The organism is Virgisporangium ochraceum, assembly GCF_016863655.1.
Classification (GTDB): domain Bacteria; phylum Actinomycetota; class Actinomycetes; order Mycobacteriales; family Micromonosporaceae; genus Virgisporangium; species Virgisporangium ochraceum.
Map to the genome: position 1 here is coordinate 67,872 of NZ_BOPH01000062.1, position 9,833 is coordinate 77,704.

11 protein-coding genes are annotated in these 9,833 nt (G+C 73.2%); 8 read left to right on the forward strand and 3 right to left on the reverse strand.

The annotated features are described in order from the left end of the window. The first annotated feature begins 13 nt into the window (after positions 1–13). From rimO to pspM, 6 genes are all read left to right on the forward strand, one after another. Positions 14–1,426: a 30S ribosomal protein S12 methylthiotransferase RimO gene (gene rimO / locus Voc01_RS21985; RefSeq protein WP_203929377.1), complete on the forward strand. Its 1,413-nt coding sequence runs from the start codon at positions 14–16 to the stop codon at positions 1,424–1,426. Between the two features lie 164 nt (positions 1,427–1,590). Then, entirely contained in the window at positions 1,591–2,151 is a 561-nt protein-coding gene (pgsA, locus tag Voc01_RS21990; RefSeq protein ID WP_239160383.1) for a CDP-diacylglycerol--glycerol-3-phosphate 3-phosphatidyltransferase, read from the forward strand. Continuing rightward, positions 2,148–2,633: a CinA family protein gene (locus Voc01_RS21995; RefSeq protein WP_203929379.1), complete on the forward strand. Its 486-nt coding sequence runs from the start codon at positions 2,148–2,150 to the stop codon at positions 2,631–2,633. The genes pgsA and Voc01_RS21995 overlap by 4 nt, the downstream gene beginning before the upstream one ends. Positions 2,634–2,740: 107 nt before the next feature. Then, on the forward strand, positions 2,741–3,208 hold the full coding sequence (locus Voc01_RS22000) for a helix-turn-helix domain-containing protein (RefSeq protein WP_203929380.1): 468 nt from the start codon (positions 2,741–2,743) through the stop codon (positions 3,206–3,208). A gap of 198 nt (positions 3,209–3,406) precedes the next feature. Further along, entirely contained in the window at positions 3,407–4,267 is an 861-nt protein-coding gene (locus Voc01_RS22005) for a PspA/IM30 family protein (RefSeq protein WP_203929381.1), read from the forward strand. Positions 4,268–4,287: 20 nt separating this feature from the next. Further along, entirely contained in the window at positions 4,288–5,085 is a 798-nt protein-coding gene (gene pspM, locus Voc01_RS22010) for a phage shock envelope stress response protein PspM (RefSeq protein WP_203929382.1), read from the forward strand. Between the two features lie 11 nt (positions 5,086–5,096). On the opposite strand, the gene Voc01_RS22015 is transcribed toward pspM, so the two are convergent. Together Voc01_RS22015 and Voc01_RS22020 are read right to left on the reverse strand one after the other, a co-directional pair. After that, positions 5,097–5,930, reverse strand: a complete 834-nt coding sequence (locus Voc01_RS22015; protein ID WP_203929383.1) for a DNA-formamidopyrimidine glycosylase family protein — start codon at positions 5,928–5,930, stop codon at positions 5,097–5,099. 3 nt (positions 5,931–5,933) lie between these two features. Then, positions 5,934–6,722 carry an SAM hydrolase/SAM-dependent halogenase family protein gene (locus Voc01_RS22020; protein WP_203929384.1) on the reverse strand — a complete coding sequence of 263 codons (789 nt, stop codon included), beginning with the start codon at positions 6,720–6,722 and terminating at the stop codon, positions 5,934–5,936. A gap of 181 nt (positions 6,723–6,903) precedes the next feature. Between Voc01_RS22020 and Voc01_RS22025 the strand changes: the two genes are divergently transcribed. Beyond that, positions 6,904–7,848, forward strand: coding sequence for an EamA family transporter (locus Voc01_RS22025; protein WP_203929385.1), 945 nt, complete (start codon positions 6,904–6,906; stop codon positions 7,846–7,848). A 10-nt stretch (positions 7,849–7,858) separates the two neighbouring features. Then, positions 7,859–8,749, forward strand: coding sequence for an LLM class F420-dependent oxidoreductase (locus Voc01_RS22030; RefSeq protein ID WP_203929386.1), 891 nt, complete (start codon positions 7,859–7,861; stop codon positions 8,747–8,749). Positions 8,750–8,984: 235 nt separating this feature from the next. On the opposite strand, the gene Voc01_RS22035 is transcribed toward Voc01_RS22030, so the two are convergent. Further along, positions 8,985–9,830 (reverse strand): hypothetical protein, encoded by an 846-nt coding sequence (locus Voc01_RS22035; protein ID WP_203929387.1) that lies wholly within the window; start codon positions 9,828–9,830, stop codon positions 8,985–8,987. Between the last annotated feature and the right edge of the window lie 3 nt (positions 9,831–9,833).

The following is a 9,833-nucleotide window of genomic DNA, read 5'->3' on the forward strand; positions in this document are numbered from 1 at the left end:
GTACCCTCGACTCGTGTCCCAACGCCGTCTCGCCCTGGTCACCCTCGGCTGCGCCCGTAACGAGGTCGACTCCGAGGAGCTGGCCGCCCGCCTCGCCGACGGCGGCTGGTCGGTGGGAACCGACGCCACCGGTGCGGATGTGGTGGTCGTCAACACGTGCGGGTTCGTGGCCGACGCCAAGCAGGAGTCGATCGACACGCTGCTCGCCGCCGCCGACGGCGGGGCCAAGGTCGTCGCGACCGGCTGCATGGCCGAGCGGTACGGCCGCGAACTTGCCGACAGCCTGCCCGAGGCCCACGCCGTGCTCGGCTTCGACCACTACCCCGACATCGCGTCCACCATCGACGCCATCGCCCGCGGCGAGAAGGTCGAGAGCCACAAGCCGCGTGACCGGCGCACGCTGCTGCCCCTGACCCCGGTGCAGCGCCAGGTCAAGCGCGGGGACGTCAGCCTTCCGGGGCACGCGCCGGCACATTTGAAGGTGCTGCGGCAGCGGCTCGACAAGGGGCCCGTCGCGTCGTTGAAGCTGGCCAGCGGCTGCGACCGGCGGTGCGCGTTCTGCGCCATCCCGTCGTTCCGCGGTGCGTTCGTCTCGCGTCCGCCGGAGGAGATCCTCGCCGAGGCCGAGTGGCTGGCCGGCACGGGCGTGCGTGAGCTGGTCCTGGTCTCCGAGAACTCCACCTCGTACGGCAAGGATCTCGGGGACCCGCGTGCGCTCGACAAGCTGCTGCCCCAGCTCGCCTCCGTCGCCGGGATCGTGCGGGTGCGGGTGTCGTACCTGCAGCCGGCCGAGACCCGTCCGGCGCTGGTGGAGACGATCGCCACCACACCCGGCGTCGCGCCGTACTTCGACCTGTCGTTCCAGCACTCCAGCGAGCCGGTGCTGCGTCGGATGCGCCGCTTCGGCAACACCGCCCGGTTCCTCGACCTGCTCGAGATGGCCCGCGGCTACGCGCCGGAGGCCGGCGCCCGCAGCAACGTGATCGTCGGCTTTCCCGGCGAGACCCGCGCCGACGTCGCCGAGCTGGCGCGCTTCCTCACCGCCGCCCGGCTCGACGCGATCGGCGTCTTCGGCTACAGCGACGAGGACGGTACCGAGGCCGCCGGCATGACCGGCAAGGTGAGCACCACCACCGTCCGGCGGCGGGTCGAGCGGATGACCGAGCTGGCCGACTCCCTGTGCGCCCAGCGCGCCGAGGACCGCGTCGGCACCGAGGTCGACGTGCTCGTCGACGCGATCGAGGGCGGCACCGTCGAGGGTCGGGCCGCCCACCAGGCGCCCGAGATCGACGGCTCCACCACCCTGCGCGGCCCGCTCGCCGGCGACCTGCGGGTCGGCGACCTCGTCCGGGCCAAGGTCACCGCCAGCGACGGCGTCGACCTGGTCGCCGAACCGGTGGAGATCGTCTCCAAGGCACCGTCATGATCCCCGAGCCGGCGCCTGCGGGGCCGGCGGTGCCTGGACTGAGGAGCGCAGGGAGCGCAGCGACCGGAGCGACGAGGGAAGGCAGCGCCACAGAGGCCCCGCGGCCCGCGCCCGCGGAGGCGGGCGCATCGAGTTCGGCCACCGCGTCCGAGGCTCCGGCCCCGGTGGAGGCCGCGCCGGTCATCCCAGTCCTCAACATCGCGAACGCGTTGACGACGCTGCGGGTGCTCCTCGTGCCGGTGTTCGCCGTGTTCGTCGTGCTCGGCGAGATGGAGCACGCGGGCTGGCAGATCGCGGCGACGGTCGCGTTCGCCGTCGCGTCGATCACCGACTACGTCGACGGCTGGATCGCCCGGCGCCGCAACCTCGTCACGTCGTTCGGCAAGGTGGCCGACCCCATCGCCGACAAGGCGCTGATCGGCACCGCGCTCGTGCTGCTGTCCGGGTACGGGGTGGTGCCGTGGTGGGTCACCACGCTGATCCTGGTGCGGGAGATCGGCATCACCGCGATGCGGTTCCTCGTGCTGCGGCACGGCGTGATCCCGGCCAGCCCGGGCGGCAAGCTCAAGACCATGCTGCAGAGCATCGGCATCGGCTGGCTGCTGCTGCCCCTGCCCGGCGGGCTGCACGACCTCGGGCTGTGGGTGATCTACGCGGCCATGGTCGTCACCGTGGTCACCGGGGTCGACTACGTGGTGCGGGCGATCCGGCTCAGCCGCACATGAAGGTGGCCGCGGCCGGGGCCGTTCTGTCCCTACTGAAGCGGCGCGGGGAGACGCTGGCCACGGCGGAGTCCCTCACCGGTGGGATGGTGGCGGCGACGATCGTCGACGTGCCGGGAGCCAGCGCCGTGTTCCGCGGCGGGATCGTCGCATATGCGACGGAGCTGAAGGCCGCGCTGGTGGGCGTCCCGGATGATCTTCTCGCGGAGCGCGGACCGGTGGATCCCGACGTGGCCCTCGCGCTGGCGCGCGGGGCGCGCGAACGGTGCGGGGCCGACTGGGGCCTGGCCACGACGGGCGTCGCCGGGCCCGATCCGCAGGACGGAAAGCCGGTCGGACGGGTGTACGTGGCGGTGTCCGGACCCGGCGTCTCCGAGGTGCGGGAGCTGACGCTCGCGGGCGACCGGCCGGCGATCCGGGCGGGAAGCGTCGCGGCGGTGCTGGTGTTGTTGGAAGACACGCTGGTGTCCCCGCGGTTCGCTTAGGGCGCAAACGGCCCCGCCATGGTGCCGCCGCCCGCGACCAGCGGGTACCGTGGCAGTGCCGGCGGTGCCTCTGCATCGCCGGTGGCCTCTAGAAGAGGAGGTGCGCTGTGATCCTGCTTCGTCGGGTACTAGGCGACGCGCTTCGGGCGCGCCGGCAAGCCCAGCACCGCACGCTGCGCGAGGTCAGCGGTGCGGCAAACGTCAGCCTGGGCTACCTCTCCGAGATCGAACGGGGCCAGAAAGAGGCCTCCAGCGAGCTGCTGTCGGCGATCTGCGACGCGCTCGGTGCCCAACTCTCCGAGCTGATGCGTGACGTGAGCGACACCCTCGAGCTGGCCGAGCTCACCGAGTCCGGTCTGCTCAACCGCGAACGCCAGCTGGAGCCGGCGGGAGTGGGCTCCGGATCGGCGCCGGCCGCCGAGCCGGGGGAGTCCGTCGAGTTCACCGCGCCGTCGCAGCGCGACCCCGAGGCGTTCGGGGGTACGGTCACCAACTTCGTGGGTGTGGCCGTCCGGCACGAAGGCCCCCTCAAGACCACTCTGCGTGCACAGCGGCTCGACCTGGTCGGAGCCTGAGAATCTCCTGAGGGTCTCCTCCGCGTGCAGTCCGATTTGGCGCTTATTGTCGTGTCGCGACCCTGGATTGTCCCCTAGGCCTGGTGACGTTCTGGCGCATGCCTGCAACGATGGAAGCCGCCGGAGAGCTAGGCGGGCGGACACAGACGATGACTACAGCGGCGGCGCTGGTCGATGGGGGAGAGAGGACCGCGAACAATGGCGAACCCTTTCGCTAAGGGCTTCAAGTACCTGATGGCGCTGTTCGGAGCCAAGATCGACGAGTATGCCGACCCGAAGGTGCAGATCCAGCAGGCGGTCGAGGAGGCCCAGCGCACGCACCAGGCCCTGGTGCAGCAGGCGGCGGCGGTCATCGGCAACCAGCGTCAGCTGGAGATGAAGCTGTCGCGCACGATGGGTGAGGTCGAGAAGCTGCAGGGCTCGGCCCGGCAGGCGCTCGTGCTGGCCGACCAGGCCCGCGCGCAGGGCAACACGCAGAAGGCCGGTGAGTACGAGAACACGGCGCAGGTCTTCGCCACGCAGCTCGTCGCCGCCGAGCAGAGCATGGAAGACATGAAGACCCTGCACGACCAGGCGCTCGGCGCCGCGGCGCAGGCCCGGCGCGCCGTCGAGAACAACTCGATGGTGCTGCAGCAGAAGCTCGCCGAGCGCACCAAGCTGCTCAGCCAGCTCGAGCAGGCCCGCATGCAGGAGACCATCGCCCGCTCGCTCGAGTCGATGAGCTCGCTGGCCGCCCCCGGCAACACGCCGTCGCTCGACGACGTGCGTGAGCGCATCGAGCGCCGGTACGCCAACGCCATGGGCCGCGCGGAGCTCGCCGGAAACTCGGTCGAGGGCCGCATGCTCGAGGTGCAGAAGTCCACGCTCGACATGGCCGGTGCCTCGCGGCTCGACCAGATCCGCCAGAGCATGCAGGTAGACGCGGCGCCGCAGCAGCCGGCGGTCGGCCCCGGCCAGAACCAGGGCGGACACCAGGGCAACGGGAATGGCGACCCGGCGGGCGCGGCCCGGCTCGAGCAGCTGCGGGCGAGCCTGCAGAAGCCGGCCGGCTCCAACTGAACCGGTGAGGCGGCAGGCTCATGGCTGATCAGCGAACCAAGCATCTGCGCCGGCTGCGCCGCCTGTTGGGTTCGGCCCGCCGGTGGTCGGTCGTCGGCGGTGGGCTGGCCGGGGCGTCGGCGATCCTGGTCCCGTACGAGGGGCTCGGGCTCGGTGACGCGGGATGGGCGGCCGCCGCCGGTGCCTCGGTGGCCCTGGCGGTCTGGCGGTGGCGCGACTACCGCGAGATGAAGGCGCTACCCGTACCCGAGCCCACCGACCCGGCCACCGCCGCCGCGGAACTGCGCCGCAAGATGGTCTCGGCGGTGAGCAGCGTGCCTGCCGGGCAGACGGCGATCACCGAGATCCGCCGCCACCGGGCCCGGATCAAGTACCGCGGGCTGGCCGTCGCTCCACTGTGGATGCGGCTCGACCGGGCGTCGATGACGTTCGCCGGCATCGCGCCGCGGCTGCACGGCATCGCCGCCGACGCGGTGCTCGAGGCGGCCACCGCCGAGCGCACCCTCTACGACCTGGTCGAGCGGGCCGCCCACGTCGAGCGGACCATGAAGACCATTCCGGGACTGCCGGCGGGCACCGACGGCGCCCTCGACAGCCGCGACGGGCTGGCCGCCGCGCACCGCGACCTGATGGGCCAGATCACCGAGGGCGTCACCGCGTACGAGCGGCTCGTCGCCGCGGGCGCCAGCTTCATGGCGGAGGACGGCCGGATGGGCGCCAAGTTCACCGACCCGGCCGCGGCCCGGCTGACGGAGGCCGCCGACCTGCTCCGCGGCGTGTCGGCCGGCCTGGCCGACCTCCGCACCAACATGCCCTGATCCCTCCTGCTCTAGTCCTTCGCCAGGGTCGGGCGTTCCCGGCCCTCGGGGGACTCGGCACCGGGCTGGCATCGCGGGCACCAGTAGGTGATGCGGTCGTGGTCGCCCTGTTTCGCGCGTCGGATCGTGGTGCCGCAGCGGCGGCAGGGTGACCCGGCCCGCTCGAACACCCACTGCTGCTCGCCGCGGCGCAGGGACCCCGTCGTCGCCTGGTTCCAGCGGCCCCGGTTCGACGCCAGCAGCTTCTGCGCCAGGACGACCATCCGTCGCAGGTCCCCGATCTCGGCGACCGTCCGCCACGGGTTGACCCCGCGGAGGAACAGCGTCTCGCTCTTGTACAGGTTGCCGATGCCGGCCAGGTTGCGCTGGTCGAGCAGCGCGTCGGCGATCTGCCGGTCGGGCCGCGCCTCGATACGCCGGACGGCCTCGTCGGCGTCCCAGTCGGGGCCGAGGAGGTCCGGGCCCAGGTGCTCGACCAGCGTATGTTCCCGGGCGGCCGGCACCAGGTCGAGCTCGTGCAGGTGGTAGCCGACGGCCACCGCGCGTTCGGCCCTGAGGACCACGCGGATCAGGTGCGCGGGCCGGCCGGCCCACCGCTCACCGGGCTTGTAGACCCGCCAGGCGCCGTCCATGCGCAGGTGCGAGTGCAGCGTCCAGGGTGCGCCGTCCCGATCCGACAGGCGCAGGAGAAGGTGCTTGCCGCGGCTCGACGACTCGGTGACGGTCCAGTCGGCCACGTCGGCGCCGGCGAGGCGGGGAACCCGGAACTCACCGGCGGTGAGCGTCTGGCCCACCAGCCGGTCGAGCACCCGGGCGGTGTTCCAGACGGTGTCTCCCTCGGGCACGGGTCAGCTCTCGCGTTCCACGCGCAGGACGTCGCCCGGCGTGACCCCCAGCGCCACCACCGCCCGACCGCCGTTGACGGCCACCGCCACCCGGCCCGCGGAGTCGGTGTAGACGACCAGCTCGCCGGGGCGGGCGTCACCGAACGTGCGTCCGCGGGCGGCGCGCAGGCCGCCGACCACAACGGCCGACGGGAACCCGTCCAGGTCGGGCGCCGACGCGGCCAGCTGGACGTTGCCGAACCGGTCGACCGCGGTGACCTCCGCCTCCAGCCAGCCGTCACCGAGCACCACCACGGGGTCCGGCAGCCGGACCAGCGAGCGCGCCGGAACCTCCGTTCCCGCGTCCAACAGGTTGTTGCCCATCGCCAGACGGGCCGCGACCGGCGTGAACACGTCGCGCCCGTGGAACGTCGCCGACACCACCGGCAGATGCCATTCGGGGTTGTCGAGGACCACCACCCGGGTCGCGCCGCCGAGCGCCGCGGCCGCCGCGGGCAGCAACCCGTTGTCGGGACCCACGAGCAGCCCGGCCGGCGTCTCCACCGCGACGGCCCGGCGGGCCGTACCGACGCCCGGATCGACGACCGCGACGTGGACGCCCACCGGCAGGTGCGGCACGGTCTGCGCCAGCACGGTGGCGCCCTGGGCCACCTCGCCCGGCGGCACGAGATGGGTCACGTCGATCACCCGGGCGTGCGGCGCGAGCCGGGCCAGCACGCCGTGGCAGGCGGCCACGAACCCGTCTGACAGCCCGTAGTCGGTCGTGAGCGAGATGCAGTCGTACCGAGGCATGCCGGTAATCGTATGGATTCTCTTCTGTGTCGGCCGGTAACGTGCCGGCCCATGCGTCTGTTGTCGCCACCCACCGCCGCCTGACGGCGGCGGTTCCGCTCACCTGACCGGCGTTTCCGGCCGCTCGGGCGGGTTCGCGTCGCCTCGACCCGGCACGTGACCCGACTCAAGCGGAGACAACATGACAAGCAACTCCACCCTGCCCGTCGGGCGGGGACTCTGGTTCGTCTGCATCGCGGCCACAGCCTGGGGCACCGGCGGCGCGGTCGCGGCGGTTCTGTACGACACGAGCGGCCTCGGCCCGGTGGCCGTCTCGTGGTGGCGGTTCGTCGGCGGCGCGCTGCTGCTCGCCGCCGTGCGACGCCCGTCGGCGCCGTTCCCCTGGCACGGATGGCGGTCGATGGTGGTGACCGGCTGCGGCCTGGCGCTCTACCAGACCGCGTACTACGTCTCGATCCAGTACACGGGGCTGGCCGTGGCCACCGTGGTGACGCTGGGCGCCGGTCCGGTGCTGATCGCGGTCGGCGCGCGGGTCGCCGGCATCGAGAGTCTCGACGGCGCGGGCATCGCCGCGTGCGGCGGCGCGCTCCTCGGGCTGGTGCTGCTGGTCGGCGGCTCGTCCGGCGCCGCCGGCGGGCCGTCCGGCACCGCCGGCGGCCTGTCGGGGCGCGACATGACGATCGGGGTCGCGTTCGCGCTGCTCTCGGCGGCCGGGTACGCCGCCGTGACGCTGCTGACCCGGCGCGGCAACGGCATCGACCGGTACGACACCGCCCTCGGCGGGTTCGCGGTGGGCGCGGTCGTGCTCACCCCGTTGGCGCTGGTCGACGGTCCCCTTCCCGCGGGCAGCGGCGTCGCGGTGACCGCCGCGCTCCTGCTCTACCTCATGGTGGTACCGACCGCGTTGGCGTACGCCTTGTTCTTCGCCGGGCTCGCGGTCGTGCGGGCCACGACCGCGTCGGTGGTCGCGCTCGTCGAACCGCTGACGGCCGCGGCGGTCGCGGTGACGCTGCTGGGCGAACGCGTCACCCCGGTGGCCGCCCTCGGCGGGGCGATCCTGCTCGGCACGGTGTTCCTGCTGATGCGGTCGGAGCGACGCGGAGCGCCCGCCGGTGAGCGATCGTAGGGTGGGGATCATGCGCTTGTGTGTCTTCATCGAGCCCCAGATGGGCGCCACCTACGAGGACCAGCTCGCGGTGGCCCGCCGGGCGGAGGAGTGCGGCTTCGACGCGTTCTTCCGCTCCGACCACTTCCTCACGATGGGCCGCGACGGACTGCCCGGCCCGACCGACTCCTGGGTGACGCTCGGCGCGCTCGCCCGTGAGACCAGCACGATCCGGCTCGGGACGCTCGTCACGTCGGCGACGTTCCGGCTGCCGGGTCCGCTGGCGATCGCGGTGGCCCAGGTCGACCGGATGAGCGGTGGCCGGGTCGACTTCGGACTGGGCACGGGCTGGTTCGAGGCCGAGCACACCGCGTACGGGATCCCGTTCCCGCCGGTGGCCGAGCGCTTCGACCGGCTCGAGGAGCAGCTGGAGATCATCACCGGCCTGTGGGCGGCCGACAAGCCGTACTCGTTCACCGGGCGGCACTACACGCTGGTCGACTCGCCGGCGCTGCCGAAGCCGGTGCAGCAGCCGGTCCCGGTGATCGTCGGTGGCACCGGTGCCAGGCGGACCCCGGCGCTGGCGGCCCGCTTCGCGTCCGAGTACAACGTTCCGTTCTCGCCGCTCGCGAAGACGAGGGAGTGCTTCGACCGGGTCCGCGCGGTGGCCGAGCGTCCGCTGGTGCTGTCGATGGCGCAGACCGTCTCGTGCGGACGCGACGCCGCCGAGATCCGGCGCCGCGTGGAGGCCGGTGGCCGGATGGCGGAGAACGGCCTGCAGGGGACGCCGAGCGAGCTGGTCGACCGCCTGGCCGAGTTCGGCGAGGCGGGCGCCACGAGGGCGTTCCTCCAGATCCTCGACCTGTCCGACCTCGACCACCTGGACCTGATCGCGGAGGAGGTCCTGCCGCAGCTCCGCTAGCCCCTTCCCGTGCCGATCTTGCAGTCGTGGCCGCCCTGATGTCGGGCTTTATGCGTATTTGTCCGGGGCCACAACTGCAAGATCGGCGGACGTGGGGCGGGCGCGGCGCGGCGCGCGCGAGGGCGTGGGGCGCGGCGCGCGCGAGGGCGTGGGGCGCGGCGCGAGTACGGGCGTGAGGGCGGGTGCGGGGCGGGCGGTTGGTCGGTTCGGCGTGTGGATGGGGCGGTGCCGGCGGTTAGCCGTTTCGGCGGGGTTCGGGGGCCGTACCCGGGCGGGGGGTCGCTTTCGAGGGCGCGGTCGCGCGTCTTCCCGCACTGGCGGACACCACGGCCGCGAGGGTCGCGATCACCGCGACCGCGGCGGCGGCCGGGGCGGCCTCGGCGTTCCACAGGTCCATGCCGACGACCGGGTAGAGCGCGGCGGCCAGGACCGGCGCGGCGGCCGCCGCCACCACGGCGGTGCCGCGGGTGGCGCCGCGGCGCGCGAACCAGAACGCGAGGGCGGCCGTGACCACGACGGACGCCAGCGCGTACGGGAGCAGCGTGGGCAGGCCGTCCAGCACGGTGGTGGTGGCCGGGTGCACGAGGCCGGCGTAGACGACCGTGTCGGTGGTGGCGGTCGAGATCAGGGCGGCCAGCCACAGCAGGACGGCGTGGGTGGCGACACCGGTCAGGGCGTTCGTCGCCAGCGGGGCGAGGAGGAAACCGGCGATGCCGCCCACGATCACGCCGGCGAGGACGGCGTCGCTGGCCAGGCCGCCGATGTACTCGTCTGCGCGGGCGTTGAGCAGGGGAATCGGCGCGAGCGCACCCACGGCGGCGGCGACCGGCGGGATGCGGCGCAGCTTGCGGCGCCGGGTCGGCAGCGCCGTGGTCGCGATGACGACCGCCGTGGCGCAGAGATAGGCGACGAGCGTCATCTGGACGTCGATGACGCGTTCACCACCGGCCTCGAACGACTCGGTGAGCGTGGTGACCCCGGTGGCCTCGGCGAGACCGACCATCGCCAGGGAGAGGACGGCGGCGATGGCCAGGGGACCCAGCACGGCCGTGGACGCGTTACGCAGGACGCCGGGACGCATCGA